Genomic DNA, 22,774 nt, shown 5'->3' with positions numbered 1-22,774 from the left:
CGGCCGCTTTCCTGTCTGTTTGTCCGGTTCCCTTATTCCAGGTACTTCAGATCGCTCTTGCGTATTGCGTAATGATGGCCTTCGGAATCTGTCTCGACTTCAAACTGGGCCAGGTCTTCTTCCGAGGCGTGCTCGAAGTCGTCATGCAGGTGAACCACCGGGGCTGCAGTATCGCCCACGGAGGCAGGGCCGAATACGAACCGGAGCCTGTCGGTCAGGTTCATAAAACCAGTGAGTACATGTGCCACAAGTACCACCCCCTTCCCTGATCGAAGGTAGCGAGCATCTGCTCTTCGTAACTGCCAGTGCCCTTATTTTACGCCGGGGCGGCGGAAAAGGCCCCGGGGCGCTGTGGTCTAGCGGAGGGACTTATCGTCGGGATTGCGGGGCACGATGTAAGTGCTGCCGTCCGGGCGGCGGATCGTTTCCCACTGCTGGGTTTCCGCCTCGCGCTGGGCGAGCAGCTTGCGGTTTTCCTCGGTCATGTCATGGCCCAGGGAGCTCCGGTTTGCCGGGCCGAAGATGGCCCTTAGCTTGCCTGTTGCGCGCATGAACCTTTGTGCTGCGTTCTCTTTTGCCACGGTACCCACTTCTCCATCCAAGGCTGTTGCCGCGATCAACGATACACTAATGATTAGTGCACTAACTATTGAAGGGATATTCATGAGCGTCCACAGGAATGCGGTGGCGACTGACCCCGCCGCAGCAGCCGCCCACCAGGCGCCAGACACCCAAGCCCTGGACGAAGACCTTCTCCTGGAACGCCAGTTGTGCTTTGCCCTGACGGTGGCGTCCCGCAGCGTGGTCGGCGCCTACAAGCCGGTCCTGGACCGGCTGGGCCTCACCCACCCCCAATATCTGGTCATGCTGTGCCTCTGGGAACGGAGCCCCCGGTCGGTCCGCGAAATCAGCGAGGCCCTTGCCCAGGAGCCGGCCACCATCTCCCCGCTCCTTCGCCGGCTGGAATCGGCCGGGTTCATCACGAGGCGCCGGGTCGAAGGAAATGAACGTGCCCTCGCCGTCGCCCTCACCCCCGCAGGAGCCGACCTGCGTCAGCAGGCAATCTCAGTCCCGGGCACCATGATGGCCAAGCTCGGCCTGACTCGGGAACAGGTGGAGACGCTGCACCGCGCCATGATGGATCTCATCAACGCCACGGGCGCCGCCCGGAGCCAGGTTCCCGGTTGAAAGCCAACAGGCCGGGAATCACAGACATCAGGAAAACGTGCGACGCCGGCACTCACCACGGGCGGTGAGTGTCGGCGTCGTCGTCCTTGGCAGCCGCCGGGCGGCGACGGCCGCTAGGGAGCGGCCACCGGCCGCACCGCTACCGGCGAACGAACGCTGTGGTCAGACGATGCCCACGTCAGCGAACCGGTGGCATAGGCATCCAGCGGGGCCCCTGCGGTGGTAAACGTGACCGTGAAGGACGCGCTCTCCCCCTTAGCCAGGGTCAGCACCGCCGGGTTGACGGTCGCCTGTATGCCCGGCACATCAATGGTGGCCCGGTACGTTCCGGCTTTCACTGCCGTAACAGTCCGGATGACCGTCTGGCTGCCGGCCAGGGCGCCGAGCGCCAGGGACGGGACGTTGACATCCTTGGCGGCCACCGGCACCACGCCGAGATCAATGCCCAGACCCTGGAGGAAGCCAAGCCAATCGGCGGTTCCGGCGTCGTAGACCAAACCCGGCGAGGCGAAGCGGGCTGGATCCACATGCCCTGCGCCCTGGGCGAAGACGTCGTGGGACTTGACGCCGTCGGCATCAACCAGGTCATACGCGGTGGTCATGATGGCGGACTTCACGGCCGCCGGGGACCAGTGCGGGAACTTTCCCAGCAGAAGAGCGCCGGATCCGGCAATGTGGGGTGCTGCCATGGAGGTTCCGGACAGGAACCCAAACTTCTCGCCATTGAAGCCGATCGGTGAGACCGCTGCCAGAACGGCCACGCCCGGAGCCGTGACATCAGGCTTCAGCAAGTCACCGTTGGATGCCAGCGTCGGCCCCCGGGAGGAAAAGTCGGCGATCTGCGGCACCGGCGGAAGTGGTGCACCGGTCGTGTCGGTCGCCTTGAGGCTGGCGGTCATCCCCGGATTCGCGGCGACAACGTCCTTGACGCCGGGATCACCCACGTGGACCGTGGGGACGCTGTGCAAATCGGCATCCAGCGAGCCGGGGGTCAGGTTGACGAGCACCATGCCCACGCCCCCGGCGCGTTTCACCTCAACGCTCTTGTCCACGCGGGGAATAATGCCGCGGTCACAGATCACGATTTTCCCCCCCGCCTTTGCAGGATCGAGTGCATCCGGGGCGCACAGGGCCGCGTCCGTGTCCGTGGCCATAGCCGCCTTTACAGCCAGGGCCAGAACGATAGGCTTAGCGGCTACCTCCGTGCTCATCACGCTCGCTCCCGCGAACTTCGCCCCGTTGGACAGCTCCACCGTTCCACGCAGGGAACTGTCGAACGTGGATGCCGCAACGCTGGTGAGCCAAGGACCGGCATGGTTCACGGTACTGGCGCCGGGCCCGGAGTTGCCGGCGGAGGTCGCCACGAAGACTCCGGCGGCCGCGGCATTGAGGAAGGCGAGGGAAACGGCGTCAATCGTTGTGACGTTGTTTCCCGAAATCGAGTAGTTCACCACGTCCACACCGTCCAGGATGGCATCCTGGATGGCATTGATGATGTCGGATTCCAGGCATCCGGTTGTTGCGGGGGTAGCGCCCTCCCAGCAGACCTTATACACGGCGATCTTTGCCGCCGGCGCAACGCCCGAACTCGTTCCGAAGTTGCGTCCGCCGGCCGTCTGGGTCACATCGCTGTTTCCAGCCGCAGTGCTGGCCGTATGTGAGCCGTGGCCGTGCACGTCCAACGGCGAGAAGAGTTCAAGCGGCGATCGCTGATCAGGGGGAACCACAGCTTTATAGGCCTTGTCATAGAACCGCGCGCTGATCACCTTGCTGTTGCACTCGGTTCCCTCGAACCCGTCACCGCTGACACAATCACCAACAAACGTCCCGCCGTTGGCCTTGCGCATGGCGATGACGTTCGCCTGCAGGTGGTACGGCTCCCCTATCCTGGGGGTCCCGGACAGCGGCGGGACCGTTTCACCAGCGAAGAATGGGTTGTCAGGCGAATAGCCGGTGTCCAGAACGCCGACGACGACGCCTTTGCCGGCGTCGTCCTTGCCGTCGAACTGCTGCTTCCAAACGCCGTCCGGTCCGGGGAGGCCAAGAAAATCGGTGGTGGAGTAATCCGGCTTTCGCAGGGTGTCCGGGACCACGGCCAGAACGTTCTTGTCGCCCGAGAGCGCCTTTGCCTGTTCGGCCGAAAGTGCGGCGCTGAAGCCGTTGATGGCCAGGGTGAAGCTCTGGTCAATCCGCACACCCTTTGCGACGGCCGCCTGCCGCTGCTTCGAGCGGAGATGCGCGTCGTATTGGCGCGAGTTCGACCCGGACGCGTTCAGCTTCTTGCCCTTCGGAACGGCTGTGCCGGGGATGCCGGCCACACCGCCCGAATAGGTGGCCAAGGGCTTGTCCTTAAGCATCACGATGTAGCGGCCGTCATCAAACGCGGCCTGCGTGGCAGCCTGTCCAGGTGCAGCGGACGTTGGCGCGGCGAGGCCCTGGCCGATGACCAGGGCGAAGCCGGCGGCAAGAACTGCCGGCAACCGTCTGCGGATAGGGCGGGAAGTTTTTTGCTCGGTGGTCATGGGGACATGCCTTCCTTGGTTCTTGGACCTGCAGACCTTCGGTCCCACGAACTTGGACGCTCTGCCCCCCATGGGCGTCATCACTCTTTAGTTGTAGCCGCGCACCCCGTCGATGTCAGAAAGATACCGCGGACAGCGCCAAGAATCGATACCCTTCCGTTAGCGATCGGCGGGGACTGTTACCGGCCCGTTCCGGACGGCCGGATATGCCGACGGTAGAATGGGAAAAACCTTGAGGAGACCCGGCATGCGCAAGCAAATGATTTCTGTGCTGCTCGCCCTCGGAGCGATGGGCGGCCTGGCCGCCTGTACCCCGGGCACGGAAACAGGTCAGCCGTCTGGAACCACCGGATCCCCCGGCTCCACACCTGGCACGACAGCCCCGGGGACTACGCCGCCGGGCACCACGGCACCAGGCACCACAGCACCCGGCATCACACCGCCGGATGCCGAGACGACCGTGCCCGCTCCGGCTCCACCGATGTCTCCGTTGCCTTCCGGGCCAGGAACGGGTGATGTCGAGCTGTCCATCACCGTCAAGGCCTCCAAAGACGGACCCGCGACCAACTACACTCTCGTCTGCAAGGGCGGCGCCCCGGTGGCAGAAAGCCAGCACCCCGATGCCGCCGCCGCCTGCGCAGCATTGAAGGAGAACCCGGCGGTTCTGAACCAGCCGGCACCTCGCGAGAATGTCTCGTGCACACAGCAGTACGGCGGGCCCCAGGTTGCGACGGTAACAGGTGCCGTCGACGGCAAGCCCGTCGAGGCGACGTTCAGCCTGCGCAACGGCTGCGAAATCGGTGCCTGGAACGCCGCCAAGGACATCCTGGGCTCTGCCAATGGGGCAGTTTAGGGCTGTGCTGTTCAGGACTGTGCCCGGCGGAACGCGTCAGACGCGGCGGGCTCTGCAATCCGAGGTGGATCCGCCAGAGGTGGATCCGCCCCGGGTGCTTCCGCCCGCCGACTGGCGGGAGCTTGAGGCTGCCCATGCCAGACGGGTTCGGCGCTACGCCGATCCCTACCTCGCCCGGCGTTCTGCCGGGCGCAAGCACCCGGTGGAGGACTTCCTTTTCACCTATTACACGCAGAAGCCCGGCCAGCTCATGCGCTGGCATCCCGGGGACGGCGTCGTCCTTTCCGGTGACGAGGCGGCCCCGCGGAGGAACTGGAAGTATTACCGCGCGCTCGACGACGTCGAACTCGCCTTGTGCGGTCTATCGTCCGGCAGCACCGCGGTCACGCTGGACCGCGGCGCCTTTCTTGCAGGCCGCCGCGAAGCGTTGCTCTTTGCCCAGGTTATCCTTGCAGGCACGGCCGCCCGGCCGGCCCAGTTCGGCTGCTTCGGCCTGCACGAATGGGCCATGGTCTACCGGCAGGACAAGTTTGAGCTTCGGCATGAGTACCTGAAGTTGCGCCTGGGCGAAGCCGGCACGGACAAGGTGGTAGAGGACAACAGGATCCGTTGTTCGCATTTTGACGCGTTCCGCTTCTACACCCCGGATGCACTTCCGCTGAACGAGCTGTCACCCAGCAGGGAGAACCAGGTCGCCATGGAGCAGCCGGGCTGCCTGCACGCGAATATGGATCTCTACAAGTGGGCCTACAAGCTCTCACCCGCGCTGCCGAGCGAGCTCGTGATGGACTGCTTCGAACTGTCCTGGCGGGTGCGGGCCATGGACATGCAGGCCTCCCCCTACGACCTCGCCGACTGGGGCTATCCCCCGATCAGGATCGAGACGCCGGAGGGCAAGGCGACCTATGTGGAGCACCAGCGTGCCTTCTCTGCTGAAGCCCAGGTCCTCCGCGGCAAGTTGCTCGCGGCACTCACTCCTCTCCTTGATGTCCTCGGTACGGAGCGTTCCATCCCCGGGCGGGAGGCCGATATGGCGAAGCGGCCGTCCGGGGCCGCCGAACCCGGGGCCGCCGAGGCCCCGTTGGAAGAGCACCGATGACAGGCCGCGACGAGGCCCCGGAGCAGGCACCGGAGCAGGCCCTTGACCTGGACCTGACGGTCACTCTCACTGAGGCGCCCGGCGGTCCCGAGCGCGTCTTTACGCTGGTCCGCCATGCCGGCGGGCCCACCGAATCAAACCTGCCGGACCCGGCGGGGGCGATCGCCGCCGTCGAACGCTTTGGGGAAGGGATCTTTTTCCCCCCATCTGGTCCGCCCATGCTCTGCACCCAGCAGTACGGCGGGCCGCAGGTGGCCGTGGTCACCGGAGCTTTCGGCGGACGCCGGGTGCATTCCCGGTTCTCCCTGACTGACGGCTGTGAAATTGGGCGGTGGCGGGCGCTTGCCCCGCTTCTGGGCGGCATATCGGGCTCTACGGGCGCCATCTGAAGTTTGCCTGTGCCTGGCCTTGCGTTACTACGGGGTCGCCTGGACTGGGAGTCGAGGTGTCTGGGAGTTAAACAGCAGTGGCCGGCGGTGCTGCACCGCCAGCCACTCCTGTCAGGAGCCCCTCAGGGAACCCGGTTCCGGGACCTTCCTAAATGGAGTTATCCGGAGCCTTGGCCAGGTCCTCGTTGTGGACCTTCCCCCTTTCCTTCTTTTTCTTCGGATCCTCCGAAGCCGGGGGAACTCCTGGACTGCCGCCCGCCGTCACCACGACGCTCACGAACGTCGGCGCACTGGCACCTGCGAACGTGATCCGGCCGATGTAGGAACCGGGCGCGAGATTGCTCCATGTCAGGGCGAGATTGCCGGAAGCGCCGTTGGCCAGGCGAACAGGGTCAGGGGTGACGGCCGCGTTGCCCACGTTTGCCCCCAGGACCGCGGCGTCCACGGAAGCCTTGGTTGCCTGGCCGTTAGGGCTGTCGTAGAGATTCACGAACATCCGGTACGTCCCCGGCGCGGGATTGGGGATGGACACCGATTCACTGGCCGCGGCCGTGGCTGCGACGAGTCCTTGGCCGCTGGGCGTAACGACCACGAGGTCGAAGTCGGCTCTTTCATCCGCGGAGAACACGGACAGCTTGGCCAGCGGGGCGCCGGCGGGCACTTCGACGGTCTTGACGAAGTTCGAGACGTCATCTGCATACCGGAATGGCCCGGGGACCAGTTCGATGGCGGAGGAATCCGCCTTTGACAGTCCATCGAGCGTCAATTCGGTGGGTGAACTTGAGCCGGAGACGATGCTGATCTTTCCGGAACCGTTGCCGCCTTCGGAGGCGAACGCGACGTTTTTGGGCGCCACGACTGACTGCGGGCGTACGGCGACCGGCGAGCTAACGGTGGTGTCTAACCCCTGCCAGGCCAGCGAGCCCATCGCGAACTTCCCCAGTTTGGCACTCTGGTTCTCGAAGGAGACCTTGAACGTCCGCTTTTCACCCGGCGAGTTAAAGGACAGGATGGAAGGCGTGACCGTCACCTTAACACCGGGCACGCTGGCCTTGGCTCGGTAAATGCCGGCGGTCAGGGCTGTCACGGTACGCGTGACTTCAATCCTGCCAGCCAGGTTGCCGAGCGAGAAGGACGGGACGTTCATGTCGCGCGGCCTGGTAGTGCCAAGGTCCGGTATGCCCAGGTCGACCCCGGTTCCCTGGATGAACCGCAAGTAGTCATCGCCGTCGGCGTCGTAGACAAGGCCCGGGTTCAGCATCCGTGCCGGATCCACCTGCCCGGCTCCGGTGGCGAGGACATCCGTGTTCTTGCTGCCGTCTGCGAGCTTGACGTCACTTGCCGTGGTCATCATGGACGACTTCACGGCTGCCGGGGACCAGTTCGGGTTCTTGCCGAAGATGAGGGCACCGAATCCCGCCGCATGAGGGGCGGCCATGGACGTTCCGGACATGAAACCGAAGTTGTCCCCGCCGGCCCCGATTGGCGACACGCCGGCCAGGACAGCAACGCCCGGGGCCGCGACGTCAGGCTTGAGGAGATCAGAGTCCGTGGCGATCAGCGGTCCCCGCGATGAGAACCCTGCGATCTGCGGCTGGGCTTCAGCGGGCAGTCCGGTGGTGTCCCTGTTGACGAGGGAGACCGTGACGGCCGGGTTCGCCGCCACCTTGGCCTTGATCTCTTCCGTGGCGGGAGGGTTCACGTGGACGGTGGGGACAGAATGCTTGTCCGCGTCGAGGGATGAAGCGGTCAGGTTGACCAGGACCATTCCCACACCGCCCCCGCGCGCCACCTCGGCACTCTTCGCCACCCGGTCATAGGTGCCGCGGTCACAAACCACTACCTTGCCGGAAATCTTTGCCGGATCCAGGGAGCCGGGGCCACAAAGACGTGGGGCGGGGTCCGCTCCCGAGCCGGCAGCTGCGGCAAGGACCACACGGGCGGCGGAGACTTCGCGGTTCATGATGCTGGCACCGCGGTACTTGCTGCCGTCGGAGAATTCAACGGTGCCCTGCAATTCCTGGGAGAAACTGCTGGCCGCAACGGTGGTGACCCACGGTTCGCCGTGGTTTACCGTGCTGGCCTCGGGGCCGGAGTTGCCTGCCGACGCCGCCACGAAGACACCGGCGGAGGCCGCAGACAGGAAGGCCAGGGACACCGGGTCCGTGGTGGTGGACGTGGTGCCTGAGATGGAGTAGTTCAGCACGTCGACGCCGTCCAGCACAGCCTGGTCGATCGCCTCGATGGACGCAGACGTGTAGCAGCCCCCGGTCGCCGGATCGTTGTCTTCCCAGCAGATCTTGTAGACGGAAAGCTTGGCCGCCGGTGCAACGCCGCTGGTCAGGCCGAAGCTGCGTCCGTCCACGAACGTCTCCACATTGGCGTTACCGGCGGCAGTGCTGGCCGTGTGGGTTCCGTGGCCGCCGACGTCCACCGGGGAAATCAGCTCTTCCGACGCGCGGTCCGATTTGTCCACGGTGTCCTCGAAAGCTTCCGAGAAGTAGCGGGCGCTCACGACCTTGGAGTTGCAGGCTTTGCCGTCAAATCCCTCGCCTTTCTGACATTCACCCTCAAATGTGCTGCCGTCGCGCTTCAGCATGGCGATCTTGCCGCCGGCGGTGCGGTACGGGACACCCACCTGCGGCTCACCTCTAAGGGGCCCCACCTCGTCTCCGGCAAAGAAGGCGCTGGATGGTGTATATCCGGAATCAATGACTCCGACCACAACGCCCTTGCCTGCTCCCTCCTGACCGCCGAACTGGGTGTTCCACGTGCCATTAGGGCCGCTGAGCTTAAGGAAGTCGGTGGTGGAGTAGTCCGGGGCCTGCTGCGTGTCCGGGGCGACCGTGAGGACGTCCGGGTTTTTGGCGAAGTCCACGGCTTGGTGTGCCGTCAGCGTGGCACTGAAGCCGTTGAGCGCGGCGGTGTACCTGTGCCTGATCTGCACGTTTTCCTTGTGGGCCAGTGCTGTCTGCTTTGCCTCGAGGTGCGCCCGGTACTTCCGCACTTCCGCCCGGCTGGCGTCGAGTTTCCGGCCCGACTTTGGCTTGGTGGCGGGCAGCCCTGGCTTGCCGCCGTCATACGTGGCTGCGGGCTTTTCAGCGAGGACCACGATGTAGCGTCCCGCCCGGTAGTCCTCCGGATTGATGTTCTTTTGCTGCGCAACCTGCGCGTGGCCCTGCATGGGGGCGTCAATGGCGGGCGAAGCGGCCACAGATGAAAGGAGCAAAGGTAAGGCGGCGCAAAGTGCCGCTGCTTTCCCGACCCCCCGGCTTCGGAAGAAGCTCTTTCCTGCTGATTTCACGAGTGCGTTGAACCTTTCATAAAGGAACGGTCCCGGCTGCGTTTGCCGGCCCATGCGGCCGCAGCGCAGAAGGTTGACACGCACTGTCAATCCCCCGAACCCTCAGCCGCTCCTACAGTACCTACCCACAGGCACTTATGACATAGGCCACAAACCAAAATTTAAACTTGTCATGCGAATTAACCAGCGATTAAAAGAAGGTGGCGGGCACCTCCGAAGGGTGCCCGCCACTCTGTGCCCGGAGCCAGCCCCGGCAGCGGGGCCTGACGCCGCAAGTTCCTAGGGGAGGCCTACTGGCGGGGAGTCCGGACCACGTCGCTGATCCACTGGCGGGTCTTCTCGTCGACCGGGCCCGCAACGCGGTTCTGAATGCGGTTCTGCTTGGTGGCACGGTCCGCTTTGATCTTTTGTAGGACCATCCTCCCGAGCCCTGCAAAGACGGCGGCAGCGACCATCGGCAACAGTACGGATTTCGGTTTCTCAGCCATTCCGCAATCCTACTGACGGCCCGTACGGCAGGCCATAGCCGCCGTCGTCCTTCACTGCCGCCGGTACAGATAACGGCGTGAGCCACCCCGAATACAGAGAGCGGTGCTGTGGCCGGTAGAATAGGCAAGCAAGCTCGCGGAGCGCCCGTCCATGTTGTGCCATTTGTACCAGAAGGCCGCAGCGGTACGGCGTGAGACGGCATCACTCCGCTGCGCCCTTACCCAATGCTCACGCACAGGAGTTACCGGATGCCCCGGATCGTTGTCGACGTTATGCCCAAGCCCGAGATTCTGGACCCGCAGGGGAAGGCCATCGTGGGTGCACTCCCCCGCCTGGGCTTCACCGGCTTTAGCTCTGTCCGCCAGGGCAAGCGTTTCGAACTGACCGTCGAAGGCGAGGTGACCGACGCAATCCTCGCCCAGGCCCGTGAAGCCGCCGAGACCCTGCTGTCCAACCCCGTGATCGAGGACGTCGTCAACGTCGAGGTCGTCGAGGCCTGAGATGACTGAACTTCCCCTGATCGGCGATGCAGTCGCCGTCGGAGCCGACGCTCCTGATGCCCGCAGGCTCGCTGGCGCGCGAATCGGCGTCGTCACGTTCCCCGGAACCCTCGATGATCGCGACGCCGCACGCGCTGTCAGCCTGGCCGGCGGCACGCCCGTTGCCCTCTGGCATGCCGACAGCACGCTGGGTGACGTGGACGCCGTCGTCATTCCCGGCGGCTTCTCCTACGGCGATTACCTCCGCGCCGGCGCCATCGCCCGCTTCGCGCCGCTGATGTCCAAGATCATCGATGCCGCCAATTCAGACGCCAAGCTCCCGGTTCTCGGCATCTGCAACGGCTTCCAGATCCTGACTGAGTCGCACCTGCTGCCCGGCTCGATGATCAAGAATGACCACCTGAAGTTCATGTGCCGTGACCAGGTCCTGCGCGTTGAGAACTCCAGCACCGCCTGGACCCTCGACTACGCCGAGGGCCAGGAGATCACCGTGCCGTTGAAAAACCAGGACGGCCAGTACATCGCCGACGAAAAAACCCTGGACGCCCTTGAAGCGGAAGGCCGCGTGGTGTTCCGCTATGTCGGCTTCAACCCGAACGGCTCCCGCCGCGACATCGCCGGCATCTCCAACGACGCCGGCAACGTGGTGGGCCTCATGCCGCACCCGGAGCACGCCGTCGAGGTCGGCTTCGGCCCGGAGTCCCTGGATGGCATCGGCGGCTCGGACACCGATGGCCTCGGTTTCTTCACCTCCGTACTGAACAAGATTGTGGGAGGCGCAAAATGAGTACCTCAGCTGAAACCGTCAGCAAAAAGTTCAACATCGACACCGTCGAGAACGCGGCCAAGACGCCGGACACCGAACTCCCCTGGGCCGAACTTGGCCTGAAGCAGAACGAGTTCGACGAGGTCGTGAAGGTCCTGGGCCGCCGCCCAACCGGCGCCGAGCTCGCCATGTATTCCGTGATGTGGAGCGAACACTGCTCCTACAAGTCCTCGAAGAACCACCTGCGCCAGTTCGGCGAAAAGGTAACCGACGAGATGAAGAAGGACATGCTGGTGGGCATTGGCGAAAACGCCGGTGTCACCAATCTGGGCGACGGCTGGGCCGTGACGTTCAAGATCGAGTCCCACAACTCGCCGTCGTTCGTCGAGCCCTACCAGGGGGCCGCGACCGGCATCGGGGGCATCGTCCGCGACATCATCTCCATGGGCGCCCGCCCGGTCGCCGTCATGGATCCGCTGCGATTCGGCGCCATTGACCACCCAGACACCGCGCGCGTCATGCACGGCGCCGTCGCGGGCATCGGCGGCTACGGCAATTCGCTGGGCCTGCCCAACATCGGCGGCGAAATGGTCTTCGACTCTGTGTACCAAGGCAACCCGCTGGTCAACGCGCTGGCCGTCGGCGTCATGCGCCACGAGGACATCCGCCTCGCCAACGCCTCCGGCAAGGGCAACAGGGTTGTGCTGTTCGGTGCACGCACCGGCGGCGACGGGATCGGCGGCGCCTCCGTCCTGGCCTCCGAGTCCTTCGACGACACCAAGCCGTCCAAGCGCCCCGCCGTCCAGGTGGGCGACCCCTTCGCCGAGAAGGTCCTGATCGAGTGCTGCCTGGAGCTGTTCAAGGGTTCGCTGGTTGAGGGCATCCAGGACCTCGGGGCCGCAGGGATTTCCTGCGCCACGTCCGAGCTCGCCTCCAACGGCGACGGCGGCATGGAGGTTGAACTGACCTCCGTCCTGCTGCGGGACCCGACCCTGACCCCGGGCGAAATCCTGATGTCCGAGTCGCAGGAACGCATGATGGCCGTGGTCACCCCCGAGAACGTGGCGGCTTTTGAGGCTGTCATGGACAAGTGGGCAGTGGAGTACTCCTGGCTGGGCGAGGTGACTGACACCGGCCGCCTGATCATCACATGGGACGGCGAGGTTATTGTCGACGTGGACCCCCGCACGGTGGCCCACGACGGCCCGGTCTATGACCGCCCGTACGCCCGCCCTGAATGGCAGGACGGCGTGCAGGCCGATGCCTTCACCGGTTCGGTGCAGGATGCCGGCCGCCCGGCCGCGCCGGCGGAACTGGCCGCCGCGATCACCGAACTCGTCGCCTCGCCGAACATGTGCGACAAGTCCTGGATCACCAACCAGTACGACCGCTACGTCGGCGGCAACACCGCCATGGCGTTCCCGGACGATGCCGGAGTGGTCCGGGTGGACGAGGAAACCGGTTTGGGCGTGGCCCTGGCCACGGACGCGAACGGCCGCTACACCTATCTCGATCCGTACCAGGGAGCACAGCTTGCACTGGCTGAGGCGTACCGCAACGTCGCCACGTCCGGTGCCGTGCCGATGGCCGTCAGCGATTGCCTGAACTTCGGCTCCCCGGAGGACCCCGACGTCATGTGGCAGTTGGCGGAGGCCATCCGTGGCCTGTCTGACGCCTGCATGGTGCTGGGCATTCCCGTCACCGGCGGCAACGTCTCGCTGTACAACCAGACCGGAAGCACGCCCATCCATCCGTCGCCCGTGGTGGCGGTCCTCGGCAAGCTGGACGACGTCGCGCGCCGCACGCCGTCGGGCTGGCGTGAGGATGGCCAGGCCATCTACCTGCTGGGCACGACGGCGGCGGAACTGGACGGTTCCGAATGGTCCAACCTGCGCGGTCACCTCGGTGGCCTGCCGCCCAAGGTTGACCTCGCCGCCGAACGCGCACTGGGCGAGATACTGATCAACGCCTCCCGCGACGGCATGGTGGATTCCGCGCACGACCTCTCCGAAGGCGGTCTGGCGGCAGCCCTCGTGGAATCCTCGCTGCGGTATGGCGTGGGCGCACGGATCGCGCTGCAGGATGTTCTGGACCGCGACGGCGTGGACCTGTTCACGGCGCTGTTCTCCGAGTCCCAGGGCCGTGCAATCGTCGGCGTCCCGCGCTCGGAGGAAGTACGGTTCAAGGACATGTGCACCGCCCGCGGATTCGCCCACATCCGGATCGGCGTCGTTGACGCTGCCAGCGGCAACCTGGAGATCAACGGTGTGGAGCCCCTGTCGCTGGAGGAGCTCCGCGAAGCCCACGAGGCCACCCTGCCGAAGTACTTCGACTGACCTTTTCCATCGATTGCTCCGTAACTGCCCTTTTGAACGCTCAGAAGGGCAGTTACGGAGCAATCGTTCGTTAACGGCCGGCCCGCCAGCCTGCCCTGACGAGAGCCGAACGCACCTTGGCCACGGCCGGCTTCGCCTCGTTCAGCATGTGCCGTTTGGAGACGCGGACCTCCGTCCAGCCAAGGGCTTCGTACCGCTCGGACCGCGCGATGTCGCGGACAATCTGCCGTTCATCGCCGTGATGCTCCCCCTCCTATTCGACGCCAACCTTGTACTTCCGGTAGGAGAGGTCAGGCTCGTGGTGACGGATTCCGTCGCTGCCGACAATCGGCATGTTGAGCTCAGGTTCCGGAAGCCCTGCCCTGACCAGGGCCAGCCGCAGCATCGATTCCTGGGGAGAGTCCGCCCCAACGCGGATGAGCCTGATGGCCTCCTTCGCCTTTCGGAGGCCACGCTTCCCCTTGTGGCGGTCGATCATCCGCTGAAGGTCCGAGAAGCTGCACAGCGGCAAGTCCCTGCCCTCCAGTTCGGCACGCGGAAACCGTACGCAGCTGTCCCCCATGGCCACCAGCTCATCGACAGTGAGCGTCTCCGCCATATCCAGCCAGGTGCGCTCCGGAGTGGTGACGGGAATCCCATCCACAACAGTGACCTCGTCCTCGTAGAGCTTCATCCGGTGGACAATGACGTGGGGGCGGTCCAGATGGGCCGCACCTTCCGGCCTGATCACGTGGTACATGGGCGTTGCCTCCTTCTGACGGCGGCGCGGAAGCGGGACGAGCTCCGCGGCGGTGAGGTGGGATGCGGCGCATCCTGTGTTGACCTCAATGAAAGGCCGCACCCTCACGCTCAAGGGGAGCTCCGCCGTCGGACCCTCCGAACGGATGCCTCTCCCCAAAGCCGTCAGCGACCTGTGGCGCAAGCGTTTGGGGGTCAGGCCGGCGCGGCTGGCCTCGGCAACGGTGAAGGGGCGCCCCTGCAACTCGGCCGGGAGCTGGCGTGCGGTTTTCATGAGCCCATAAGAGCAGAAGTCGGCGAACGCCGCAGAAGTTATCCACACCCTCCATCGATTGCTCCGTATCGGCCCTTCCGGACGCTCAAAAGGGCAGTTACGGAGCAATCGATGGAGGGGTCAGTCCTCGCTGTTCAGCTCCCGTTGCCGCGCACTGAGCAGCTCCACCTCAGGGCGGGCGGCCACAAAGCGTTCGACGGCGGTAAGCACCTCCACGAGGTGGGCCCGGTCGGCGGCTACCAGGCCGGCTCCCACCTGCGTGCGCCGGTACTGCCCGTGGTCCCCCACCTCAGCCACGGAAACGTCGTAGCGGCGCTTCAGCTCCGCGAGCAACGGTCTGACGACCGAGCGTTTCTCCTTGAGGCTGTGAACGTCGCCCAGGAGGATGTCGAACTCAATCCATCCGATCCACATGCCTCAATGCTATCGATTGCTCCGTAGCTGCCGTTTTGGGCCCTCAAAAGGGCGGCTACGGAGCAATCGACGGGTCAGCGGGCGAGCTGGTGTGCACCTTCGATATAGCGGGCAGTGATGTGCCGCTGCGCCGCCCTGGCCACGATGCCACCCGCGGTGTAAAACCAGTTCGAATGCCTGCTGAAAGCCGTGATCTTGAGAAACACCCTGTCCTGGGCGTCGATCTCGACCTCGAACGCCTCCTCGCCCCGCTCGGGATGTCCGGGCAGCGTGCCGTAGGCGAAGCCGGCTGACTGCGGTCCCCCGCCCGAGACCGGCCGGTGCACCCACACCACCTCACACGGGGCATCTTAGGTGTCAAGGCCGTACGGCCACGTTCCAGAGAGGCTCAAGTTCATGAAATTCGTCATTCTTATCCACTCCAACCCCCAGCCGTGGGGACACCCAACAGGTGACTACGTCGCCGAGAACCAGGCGCTGCCGGAGGAACAGCGCGAGCAGATGAAAACCGAGTTCGACGCCCTGCTCACGCAGTTGCAAGCCAACGGGGAGCTGATTGGCGGCGAGGCGCTGGCCGACCCGGCAACGTCGAGGCTGTACCGGTGGCAGTCGGGCAAGCCAATTGCCACCGACGGGCCGTATGCGGAGTCCAAGGAGCAGTTCGCTGGATTCTTCATGATCGACGTTGCCACCCGCGAGCGGGCAGAGGAGGTCGCCGCCGCCTTCTCCGGGCCTGGCGAGACCATCGAGCTGCGTCCGGCGATGTGGCCTGGGGGCGACGATCAGTGAGCCCGGACCGCTGGGAGGATGTGTGGCGTTCGGAGACGCCACACATCCTTGCGGCACTGCTGCGCCGCAGCGGCGACTTCGAAGCCTGTGAGGACGCCGTTCAGGAAGCGCTCCTAGCGGCCTCCGGACAGTGGCCGGCGCAAGGGCTGCCGGATAACCCTCGTGCGTGGCTCATCCGTGTCGCCTCGCGGAAGCTCATCGATCAGCAGCGCCTCCATGCCGCCCGTACCCAGCGCGAGCTCGATGCCGCGACCCGAGCCCCGGCCGACGCCCACTACGTGGCATCGGCTGACAGTACAGCTTTTGCGGCCAGTGGTGATGACACACTTCAGCTGCTGCTCCTGTGCGCACATCCCGCACTCAGCGACCCCTCGCAGGTCGCCCTCACCCTGCGCGCCGTCGCCGGGCTGTCCACGGCGCAGATCGCCGCCGGATTCCTCGTCCCCGAGGCCACCATGGCGCAGCGCATCAGCCGGGCCAAGGCGACTCTGCGCACGGCAGGAGCAAAATTCGAATCCCCGACCTGGGCAGACCTGCCGGACCGGCTGCACGTGGTGCGCCACGTCCTGTATCTCGTCTTCAATGAGGGATATACGGCATCCAGCGGTGCGGGCCTCGTCGACATCGACCTTGCCGGTGAGGCGATCCGCCTCGTGGAGCGGTTGCATCGCTCGGTCTCCGAGGACACTGAGACCAGTGGACTCCTCGCCCTCATGCTCCTGACTCACGCCCGTACACCCGCGCGCACCGACCTCCGCGGTGACCTAGTGCCTCTCTCAGAACAGGACCGAACCCGGTGGGATCGCGACATGATCTCTCGGGGAACTATGCTCATCGAGCAAGCCCTTCCTGGCGGCCCCGTCGGTCCGTTCCAGCTCCAGGCAGCCATCGCTGCCGTCCATGACGCGGCCACTACCGCGGAGGCCACCGACTGGATGCAGATCACCATGCTCTACCGCATGCTCGACCGGCTCGCGCCCTCGCCCACGGTGACCCTTAACCTGGCTATCGCCGTCGGTATGGCACACGGGCCGGCTGCCGGGATCGCCGCCCTCGCACCACTTCTGCAGAGGGCTGAGCAGCAACGCAACCACCGCGTCCACGCCGCACACGCCCACCTCCTCGAACTGGCTGGTGACACTGCAGCAGCCAAGAACGCCTACAGCTTGGCAGCCAGGCTTACCGACAGCATCCCGAACAGCGATACCTCAACCGTCAAGCCGGAATACACAGTTGAAGTACCGCGAACTCGCCGCCGAACCGAGAGTCGCTTACCCCCGGACCACCCTTGGAAGAATGACCTTCCGGAGTGGTAGGGCCGCATAAGGTGGTCGGTCTACGTGCGGGCCGTGTGTACGGTACTGATATGGCTTCTCCGCAGACCCTGAGCGAGGCAGAGCGCCGCGTCGTCGCGTCTTGGGCCGCAGACTGTGCTGAGCGAGTGGTGACCTTATTCGAGGCAGAGGCTCCGGCAGATGGCCGCCCCCGCGACGCCATTGCCCGAGCCCGTGCCTTCGCTCGCGGCGAGCTCAGTGCCGCCGAAGAGATCCGCCGGCGGTTTGTTGCTGGCCGTGCCGCACGCGAGGTGAATAGCCCGGCTGCGGTGGCTGCCGCCCGGTCTGCCACACAGGCCGCAGCTGTCGCTCACATGGGTGCGCACGCCTTGGGGGCAGCCGCGTATGCCGCGAAAGCGGCCGGACTGGCGGCGCCCGATCGGCCCCAGGCGGTCGACGACGAGATCCGCTGGCAACTGGAGCACATGAGCGCAGAGAAGCCCGTCAGCGCTTCGGAGCTTGCCACCGCTGGGCCGGAATTCCGCCGGTCCGCTGGGGCCAGGACTTCTCGCGTCCGGAATCCTCGCCTCGGTCATCCGCGCGATCCAGGCCGACTTGGCTCGCCCTGACCAGCCCGCCTCATCCAGCTGAATCTGCTGTCAGCAAGCCTGCCGTCCAACGGACGTTCCAGCACTGATCAGAGGACCTCTTCGCCTCAGCTTGTCATAACGATGATTATCGGCGTTATGAATTATGGCAAAAAGCGGTGAAAAGATTAGGCAGGACAGCCCTCCGCGCAGTACCTGTGCCGGCAGATTCCTTGACTATATGGCGCAGGAACGTGCCGTGAAAACTAGGAAGCCTGCCAGCAAATGCTGACAGGCTTCCAGGGAGTTGGAAACATCCCAAAGCAACCATATGTCCGTCAGGACCGATAGCCGCCGTTATGTAACAAGACTGGTCCGCCGAAAAGCGCGTGAATTGCAGTGACTGGGGCGTGGTTTTAGCAGCGGTAAAGTTCGCAGACTGCTGCCAGAGGCTGGACTTTATCCGGCGGCGGGTGGTAAGGCGCGAGCAGTTACGACGCCGAGCTCGCCCGGACCATGGCTAGGGCAGGCGTTGCATCAAGAGCTCGACGTGCGTCCGCTTCGGGCGGTTTCCGTAGACCGTGGATCACCGGGCAATCTGGTAATGGCCTGCGGAACGGCTGCCAATGCCGCCACGGCGAGCACGGCTGCTGCAGCGAACACGTAGATGCCCCAAGGGTAGGCAATTCCTGCTGCTACGAGAGCGCCCGTAACGGCAGGTCCCATTATGGCGCCGAGCCGTCCCACGCCAGCTGCGAAGCCGAGGGCGGTTCCTCGGAGCCTGGCCGGAAAGAGCTGACTGACCCACGCGTACACCAGCACCTGGGAGCTGAACACGAACACCCCGGTCACGAAGACCGCGGCGTAGAGCAGGAGCTCATTCTGTACCTTGACGCTGAGCACGGCCAGGAACACCGCAGACAACCCGAACCAAAGCAGCACAATCCGCTTGGCCCCATGCTTATCGGCGAGAATACCCGCTACCACCAGTCCGACGACGGCGCCGACGTTCAGGACCAGCAGCAGGGACAGCCCGGCGCTGAGGCTGAAGCCAGCAGCGGCCATGAGCTGCGGCAGCCAGGTGTTCAGGCCGTAGACCAGGAGCAGCCCCATGAAGGACGCGACGGCGACGCCTGCGGCCACTAGCGGGTACGGCTTATTCGCCAGGTCCCGGAAGCTCGTGCGATTCTCCACGGGGACGGGAACTACGGTGGTGGGCAACTTTCCCGCGTCCGACGCCGTCTGCCCCGGGGTGCCGGTTGCAGCTGCGGAGTGGACCGCGGGCAGAGTTTCGGGCAGCTTGAACCACAGGAACGGCACCAGCACGAATCCGGCGATCCCGCCCACCACGAACAGTATCCGCCAATCTGGAATGACCACGAGCGCCAGGAAGGCCGTTGCGACGGCGCCAACGTGATAGCCGGTCATGGTACGGGTGGTGGATTTTCCGCCAGTCCCTGGCGGGGCGTAGTCGTTCATGTAAGCAAGGGCCGCGGGAAGGCAGGCGCCGAGGCCCATCCCGGCGAGCAGACGGAAGGTGCTGAAGATCGCCACGTTCGGGGCGAAGACAATGGCGATGGTGAAGATCGAAAACCATGTTACGCAGGCCACCAGCAGATTCCTGCGCCCCAAGCGGTCAGAGAGCGGAGCAATGAAAAGGGCACCCAAGCCCACACCCACAAGGGAGATCGTCGCCGCGAAAGTGGCTCCAATGGCGTCGAAACCCAACTCCTGGGTCTTAATCAGCGTGGGAATGACGGTGCCGAGCACCACTAGGTCGAAGCCGTCAAGCACCATGGCAAGCCAGCAGAGCCAGATAGGCCACTTGGAGATTCGGACAGATGACGTCATTTGCATAGCAACCTTAGGTAGTTTGTGTCGGGTCGGCTGGAAGGACTTACTGCCTTCCCGGGATGGTCCCGGCCTGCCCCCCCGATAGGGGAAATTTGTAACTTAGCGATGTCAAAGAGGCGGGTTAGGTTCGCAGCCTCTTAAAGTTCATGAGATCTACGGCCGCGCGGCCTAGCGTTCCGGCGGGGCATGGTTGCAGGTCCACGGAAGTGTGCCGGACCATGGCTTCACGCAACTCGGGGCTGATTTTCGTCAACGTACCCACGATGCGACTTTCAGCAGGTCTCAGGTCAGCTGAGAGATGCTATTGATGACGAACCTTTCGCAGAATGTTCGAACGATCCGTTTACAGGCCTTTTCTGACTCTGGGGAATGTTCTGCGATTTCTGACCGTAGCGCTGCTATGTCAATTCCGTCGGCAGCCAGCTTCTTGTCTACTCCGACCGCACGCCAGCGCTCCGTCATTGCGTCGAAACTGTCTAGGTTCATTTCAGGGTGGAACTGCACACCTAGGTTGGGTCCCATGGTAAACGCTTGTAACGCAGAGGAGTTGTATGCGGTGAGCTCCGCCCCAGGTGGAAGGCGAAAGGTGTCGCTATGGAACTGCATCCAAGGCCCCCTGGGCACCAGCTGCTCGTCCACGGAATCCACCGATCCATAGCCTCGTTCGACGACGTCCGAGGGCATGGCCTCTCCGCCTAATGCAGTGGCAAGCAGCTGTGCACCAAAACAAATTCCCAAAACAGGAATGTCTGACAGGGTCGCTTCGGATACAAATTCAAGTTCGTTCCGCAGCCAAGGGACCTTCGAGTCGTACACGGACTCGTGGGAGCCCAGGACAATAAGCATGTCCGCATCATTGAGGGTTGACATAGACGGAGGATCCTGTCCAGCGAATGAGGCGATGGTCCAGTTAATCTGCAGTTCAGAAAGTGCTGGAAGTAGGCTCCCTGGCACCCTATAACGGCGGTCTTCCGCCGGGTCATGCACGAGAATTATTGCTTCGACAGGCATAAGTCTGACTTTCCGCTAGCGCTCAAGGACGATTTTGGGGGTGCAGGATCTACTCACGCAGGGCAGGATGGTTTTGCCGGATTCTCGTTCTTTTTTACTTAGAACACTGTCCCGGTGGTCAGGGATGCCTGCGAGAACTTTGGTTTCGCATGTTCCGCAGTATCCTTCTTCGCAGAAATAGTCGGCGGCAACGCCGGCTGCAACCATTGCTCCCAAGATGGTCTGATCAGGAGGCACAGTAATGGTTTGACCGCTGAGCGCCAGTTCCACCTGGATGACTCGGTCGCCCTGCTGATGCGTTTCAATCCGGGAGGCGGCATCGACGCTGAAGCGTTCTATTTCGTAGTCGACCGGGGAGGGGGCGCTTTCACATGCTGAGACCACCGCATCAATGAGTTGTGCAGGTCCGCAGCAGTACACCAAGGCCCCGGGAGGAAGGCCGTCGATCCGTGCTTTGAGATCCACACGACTAGATTCGGTGGAGTCGATGATCTCGACTTGTCCGCCCGGAATGGCTTGTAGTTCTTCTCTGAAGGCCATGGTGGCTATACGCCTGCCTGTGTATATCGCGCTCCAGACAGAATTACTCCCGGACATTTCGCGGATCATAGGCAAGAGGGGGGTAATGCCTATCCCTCCTGCGATGAAGAGGTATTCACTGGCGGCTCGTAGCTGGAATTGGTTGCGCACCGCAAGTATGCGCAAGGTCTGACCGACGAGCGCTGTTGTGTGGATTTCTTCTGAGCCGCCGCGGCCCTCTTGCTGACGCCGAACCGCTATGCGGTACGACGTCCGGTCTGCTGGGTCCCCATACAACGAGTAGTTTCGGACGGTTCCGGAGGGCAGCAAAAGATCCAGATGGGCGCCTGGCGCCCATGCGGGGAGCTCTCCACCTTCTTCAGCTACAAGGACCATACCCAGGACACCGTCTGCTTCCCAGGTCATCTGAGTGACGCGGACGGCTAAGTCCAGGTCTTGAAAGTTAATCATTGAAATGGGGCTTTCGTTGGTTATTTATCGACATGGCCAGGGGTCAAAACAGATCGAAGTATTCGTTCTGTTCCCAGTCCGTGACTGTGTGGTTAAACCGCACGATCTCGGCTCGTTTCAATCCGATGTAATATCGAACGAAGTCCTCGCCCATGGCGCGGGTGAGTGTGGTGTCAGCTTCCAAGGCGCGGATCGCTTCCGATAACGTTGCGGGGAACTTCTGCGCTTCATCCGTATACGGGTTATCGGCAGATGGACCGAGTAGGAGTCGTTCGTTGATGCCTTGGAGCCCGGCATGCAGTTGGGAAGCCATGTACAGGTACGGGTTAGCGGCCGGCTCCCCGATCCGGTTCTCAATATGCGTGTTGCCGCTCTCCGGAGATCCAACGACGCGCACTATTGCGCCTCGGTTGTCGCTTGCCCAGGCGACTCTGTCTGGAGCCATGGAATAGGGCTGGAATCGTTTGTACCCGTTGATGGTGGGAACGGCGAAAGCACTGGCGGCCCTTCCGTGCCTCAGCAGACCTGCAGTAAAGGACTTTCCTGTTTCTGAAAGGGTGGTTTCTCCGTCTGGTGGCAGAAAGAGGTTTTGTCCGGACTTTTTACCCGTGCCTATCAGGCATTGGTGTAGATGCCATCCGCTGGAGACGCTGTTCGGAAGTTGTGGACGACACATAAATGTCACGTGGTAGCCATGCCGTCGTGCCACTTGTTTCATAGCCGTTCTCAGCAAGATGACTGAATCGGCTGGTCCGATGCCTATGCCCGGCGACAAGGTGATTTCCAGTTGGCTAGGTCCGTATTCGACTTCTATCGTGCTCAGCCGGATTTCGAGCCGCGCCAGATGATCTTGTACCCTTCTCATGAAGGGCTGAACTTCGTCCGCCCATGACTCCAGGAGTAGTTGGTTTCCGACGTTCAGCTGATTCACGGTCAAGGGGCCAGCCGTTATATCCGAACGTTTGAAGAGATGAAATTCGATCTCCAGCCCCGTCATAAATAGCATGCCCAGGGATTCGGCTCGCTGGAGAGCGTTTGCAAATACCGTTCGGCTGCAGAACGGAACCTCAGCCCCGTTCTTGAACTTCAGGTCACTGAGCATCCATCCTTCATCGTCTGCCCAGTCCAGAACCCGAAACGTTGTTGGATCGGGAATCATGATGATGTCTGCTGCGCCCGCCATCTCCGCCGCACCCAGGCCTCCATCAGCATCAAAAGCGGAGAATACAGTGTGACCGGATGTATCTTTCGACAGCAAGGTGGATGCTGCGGTAATGCCGTTGGCGAAGGCTGATGCTAGTCCGGCACTCGAGAGCGTCTTGCTACGAACAAGCCCGTGCTGATCTACAAAGCCGATTCGGACGGACCGGATGCCTGTCAATGGCCATTAGTTTCTG

General features: G+C 63.6%; 22 protein-coding genes. 10 read left to right on the top strand and 12 right to left on the bottom strand.

Annotated features, from left to right (window positions below):
* Positions 1-32: 32 nt before the first annotated feature.
* Positions 33-224 (bottom strand): hypothetical protein, encoded by a 192-nt coding sequence (locus tag J7E80_RS22740; protein WP_251037268.1) that lies wholly within the window; start codon positions 222-224, stop codon positions 33-35.
* Positions 225-356: 132 nt separating this feature from the next.
* Positions 357-551, bottom strand: coding sequence for a hypothetical protein (locus tag J7E80_RS22735; protein WP_251037271.1), 195 nt, complete (start codon positions 549-551; stop codon positions 357-359).
* Between the two features lie 112 nt (positions 552-663).
* Here J7E80_RS22735 and J7E80_RS22730 point away from each other — a divergent pair, with 112 nt between their 5' ends.
* Positions 664-1,188 carry a MarR family winged helix-turn-helix transcriptional regulator gene (locus tag J7E80_RS22730; protein WP_215054471.1) on the top strand — a complete coding sequence of 175 codons (525 nt, stop codon included), beginning with the start codon at positions 664-666 and terminating at the stop codon, positions 1,186-1,188.
* A gap of 113 nt (positions 1,189-1,301) precedes the next feature.
* Here J7E80_RS22730 and J7E80_RS22725 read toward each other — a convergent pair whose 3' ends face one another.
* Complete coding sequence (locus J7E80_RS22725; RefSeq protein ID WP_215054470.1) at positions 1,302-3,710, bottom strand: S8 family serine peptidase; 2,409 nt, start codon at positions 3,708-3,710, stop codon at positions 1,302-1,304.
* Positions 3,711-3,957: 247 nt separating this feature from the next.
* On the opposite strand from J7E80_RS22725, the gene J7E80_RS22720 reads away from it, so the two are divergent.
* The 3 genes from J7E80_RS22720 to J7E80_RS22710 are packed head-to-tail and all read left to right on the top strand — an operon-like array spanning position 3,958 to position 6,051.
* Entirely contained in the window at positions 3,958-4,563 is a 606-nt protein-coding gene (locus J7E80_RS22720; RefSeq protein WP_215054469.1) for an SSI family serine proteinase inhibitor, read from the top strand.
* A complete protein-coding gene (locus J7E80_RS22715) occupies positions 4,550-5,662 on the top strand; it encodes a 3-methyladenine DNA glycosylase (protein WP_251037267.1) in 1,113 nt (370 codons plus the stop codon). The genes J7E80_RS22720 and J7E80_RS22715 overlap by 14 nt, the downstream gene beginning before the upstream one ends.
* On the top strand, positions 5,659-6,051 hold the full coding sequence (locus tag J7E80_RS22710) for a serine protease inhibitor (RefSeq protein WP_215054468.1): 393 nt from the start codon (positions 5,659-5,661) through the stop codon (positions 6,049-6,051). Before J7E80_RS22715 ends, J7E80_RS22710 begins: the two co-directional genes overlap by 4 nt.
* A 148-nt stretch (positions 6,052-6,199) precedes the next feature.
* On the opposite strand, the gene J7E80_RS22705 is transcribed toward J7E80_RS22710, so the two are convergent.
* Positions 6,200-9,265, bottom strand: coding sequence for a S8 family serine peptidase (locus J7E80_RS22705; protein ID WP_396020847.1), 3,066 nt, complete (start codon positions 9,263-9,265; stop codon positions 6,200-6,202).
* A 380-nt stretch (positions 9,266-9,645) separates the two neighbouring features.
* On the bottom strand, positions 9,646-9,843 hold the full coding sequence (locus tag J7E80_RS22700; RefSeq protein WP_215054467.1) for a hypothetical protein: 198 nt from the start codon (positions 9,841-9,843) through the stop codon (positions 9,646-9,648).
* A gap of 249 nt (positions 9,844-10,092) precedes the next feature.
* Between J7E80_RS22700 and purS the strand changes: the two genes are divergently transcribed.
* The 3 genes from purS to purL are packed head-to-tail and all read left to right on the top strand — an operon-like array spanning position 10,093 to position 13,446.
* Positions 10,093-10,344, top strand: coding sequence for a phosphoribosylformylglycinamidine synthase subunit PurS (gene purS / locus J7E80_RS22695; protein ID WP_215054466.1), 252 nt, complete (start codon positions 10,093-10,095; stop codon positions 10,342-10,344).
* A gap of 1 nt (position 10,345) precedes the next feature.
* Positions 10,346-11,131, top strand: coding sequence for a phosphoribosylformylglycinamidine synthase subunit PurQ (gene purQ, locus J7E80_RS22690; protein ID WP_215054465.1), 786 nt, complete (start codon positions 10,346-10,348; stop codon positions 11,129-11,131).
* Positions 11,128-13,446 (top strand): phosphoribosylformylglycinamidine synthase subunit PurL, encoded by a 2,319-nt coding sequence (gene purL, locus J7E80_RS22685; RefSeq protein ID WP_215054464.1) that lies wholly within the window; start codon positions 11,128-11,130, stop codon positions 13,444-13,446. Before purQ ends, purL begins: the two co-directional genes overlap by 4 nt.
* A 253-nt stretch (positions 13,447-13,699) precedes the next feature.
* Here purL and J7E80_RS24100 read toward each other — a convergent pair whose 3' ends face one another.
* From J7E80_RS24100 to J7E80_RS22670, 3 genes are all read right to left on the bottom strand, one after another.
* Complete coding sequence (locus J7E80_RS24100) at positions 13,700-14,458, bottom strand: hypothetical protein (protein ID WP_251037266.1); 759 nt, start codon at positions 14,456-14,458, stop codon at positions 13,700-13,702.
* A 120-nt stretch (positions 14,459-14,578) separates the two neighbouring features.
* On the bottom strand, positions 14,579-14,872 hold the full coding sequence (locus J7E80_RS22675) for a DUF503 domain-containing protein (protein WP_215054463.1): 294 nt from the start codon (positions 14,870-14,872) through the stop codon (positions 14,579-14,581).
* A 74-nt stretch (positions 14,873-14,946) separates the two neighbouring features.
* The gene (locus J7E80_RS22670) at positions 14,947-15,207 is read right to left on the bottom strand and encodes a DUF1990 family protein (RefSeq protein WP_215054462.1); all 261 of its coding nucleotides are present in this window, start codon (positions 15,205-15,207) and stop codon (positions 14,947-14,949) included.
* Between the two features lie 61 nt (positions 15,208-15,268).
* Between J7E80_RS22670 and J7E80_RS22665 the strand changes: the two genes are divergently transcribed.
* Genes J7E80_RS22665 through J7E80_RS22655 form a run of 3 tightly spaced genes read left to right on the top strand, consistent with a single transcriptional unit; the run spans position 15,269 to position 17,564 of the window.
* The gene (locus tag J7E80_RS22665) at positions 15,269-15,661 is read left to right on the top strand and encodes a YciI family protein (RefSeq protein WP_215054461.1); all 393 of its coding nucleotides are present in this window, start codon (positions 15,269-15,271) and stop codon (positions 15,659-15,661) included.
* Positions 15,658-16,977 (top strand): RNA polymerase sigma factor, encoded by a 1,320-nt coding sequence (locus tag J7E80_RS22660; RefSeq protein WP_215054460.1) that lies wholly within the window; start codon positions 15,658-15,660, stop codon positions 16,975-16,977. Before J7E80_RS22665 ends, J7E80_RS22660 begins: the two co-directional genes overlap by 4 nt.
* A gap of 50 nt (positions 16,978-17,027) precedes the next feature.
* The gene (locus J7E80_RS22655; protein ID WP_311380926.1) at positions 17,028-17,564 is read left to right on the top strand and encodes a putative immunity protein; all 537 of its coding nucleotides are present in this window, start codon (positions 17,028-17,030) and stop codon (positions 17,562-17,564) included.
* Between the two features lie 495 nt (positions 17,565-18,059).
* On the opposite strand, the gene J7E80_RS22650 is transcribed toward J7E80_RS22655, so the two are convergent.
* The 4 genes from J7E80_RS22650 to J7E80_RS22635 all read right to left on the bottom strand — a co-directional run bounded on the left by J7E80_RS22650 (position 18,060) and on the right by J7E80_RS22635 (position 22,758).
* Entirely contained in the window at positions 18,060-19,373 is a 1,314-nt protein-coding gene (locus tag J7E80_RS22650; protein WP_396020846.1) for an MFS transporter, read from the bottom strand.
* Positions 19,374-19,658: 285 nt separating this feature from the next.
* Positions 19,659-20,387 (bottom strand): type 1 glutamine amidotransferase, encoded by a 729-nt coding sequence (locus J7E80_RS22645; RefSeq protein ID WP_215054459.1) that lies wholly within the window; start codon positions 20,385-20,387, stop codon positions 19,659-19,661.
* A gap of 15 nt (positions 20,388-20,402) precedes the next feature.
* Positions 20,403-21,377 carry a PDR/VanB family oxidoreductase gene (locus J7E80_RS22640; RefSeq protein ID WP_215054458.1) on the bottom strand — a complete coding sequence of 325 codons (975 nt, stop codon included), beginning with the start codon at positions 21,375-21,377 and terminating at the stop codon, positions 20,403-20,405.
* Positions 21,378-21,420: 43 nt separating this feature from the next.
* Positions 21,421-22,758, bottom strand: coding sequence for a glutamine synthetase family protein (locus tag J7E80_RS22635; protein WP_215054457.1), 1,338 nt, complete (start codon positions 22,756-22,758; stop codon positions 21,421-21,423).
* Positions 22,759-22,774 lie beyond the last annotated feature (16 nt).

It is taken from the genome of Arthrobacter sp. ISL-28 (genome assembly GCF_018613875.1).
GTDB lineage: Bacteria > Actinomycetota > Actinomycetes > Actinomycetales > Micrococcaceae > Arthrobacter.
This window is presented reverse-complemented; position numbering and strand designations above follow the sequence as displayed.

Bases quoted from the DNA above. Each gene is read 5' to 3' on its own strand.
- J7E80_RS22740 (WP_251037268.1), bottom strand. From the start codon at position 224: ATGAACCTGACCGACAGGCTCCGGTTCGTATTCGGCCCTGCCTCCGTG.
- J7E80_RS22735 (WP_251037271.1), bottom strand. From the start codon at position 551: ATGCGCGCAACAGGCAAGCTAAGGGCCATCTTCGGCCCGGCAAACCGG.
- J7E80_RS22730 (WP_215054471.1), top strand. From the start codon at position 664: ATGAGCGTCCACAGGAATGCGGTGGCGACTGACCCCGCCGCAGCAGCC.
- J7E80_RS22725 (WP_215054470.1), bottom strand. From the start codon at position 3,710: ATGACCACCGAGCAAAAAACTTCCCGCCCTATCCGCAGACGGTTGCCG.
- J7E80_RS22720 (WP_215054469.1), top strand. From the start codon at position 3,958: ATGCGCAAGCAAATGATTTCTGTGCTGCTCGCCCTCGGAGCGATGGGC.
- J7E80_RS22715 (WP_251037267.1), top strand. From the start codon at position 4,550: ATGGGGCAGTTTAGGGCTGTGCTGTTCAGGACTGTGCCCGGCGGAACG.
- J7E80_RS22710 (WP_215054468.1), top strand. From the start codon at position 5,659: ATGACAGGCCGCGACGAGGCCCCGGAGCAGGCACCGGAGCAGGCCCTT.
- J7E80_RS22700 (WP_215054467.1), bottom strand. From the start codon at position 9,843: ATGGCTGAGAAACCGAAATCCGTACTGTTGCCGATGGTCGCTGCCGCC.
- purS (WP_215054466.1), top strand. From the start codon at position 10,093: ATGCCCCGGATCGTTGTCGACGTTATGCCCAAGCCCGAGATTCTGGAC.
- purQ (WP_215054465.1), top strand. From the start codon at position 10,346: ATGACTGAACTTCCCCTGATCGGCGATGCAGTCGCCGTCGGAGCCGAC.
- purL (WP_215054464.1), top strand. From the start codon at position 11,128: ATGAGTACCTCAGCTGAAACCGTCAGCAAAAAGTTCAACATCGACACC.
- J7E80_RS24100 (WP_251037266.1), bottom strand. From the start codon at position 14,458: ATGAAAACCGCACGCCAGCTCCCGGCCGAGTTGCAGGGGCGCCCCTTC.
- J7E80_RS22675 (WP_215054463.1), bottom strand. From the start codon at position 14,872: ATGTGGATCGGATGGATTGAGTTCGACATCCTCCTGGGCGACGTTCAC.
- J7E80_RS22665 (WP_215054461.1), top strand. From the start codon at position 15,269: ATGAAATTCGTCATTCTTATCCACTCCAACCCCCAGCCGTGGGGACAC.
- J7E80_RS22655 (WP_311380926.1), top strand. From the start codon at position 17,028: ATGGCTTCTCCGCAGACCCTGAGCGAGGCAGAGCGCCGCGTCGTCGCG.
- J7E80_RS22650 (WP_396020846.1), bottom strand. From the start codon at position 19,373: ATGACGTCATCTGTCCGAATCTCCAAGTGGCCTATCTGGCTCTGCTGG.
- J7E80_RS22645 (WP_215054459.1), bottom strand. From the start codon at position 20,387: ATGCCTGTCGAAGCAATAATTCTCGTGCATGACCCGGCGGAAGACCGC.
- J7E80_RS22640 (WP_215054458.1), bottom strand. From the start codon at position 21,377: ATGATTAACTTTCAAGACCTGGACTTAGCCGTCCGCGTCACTCAGATG.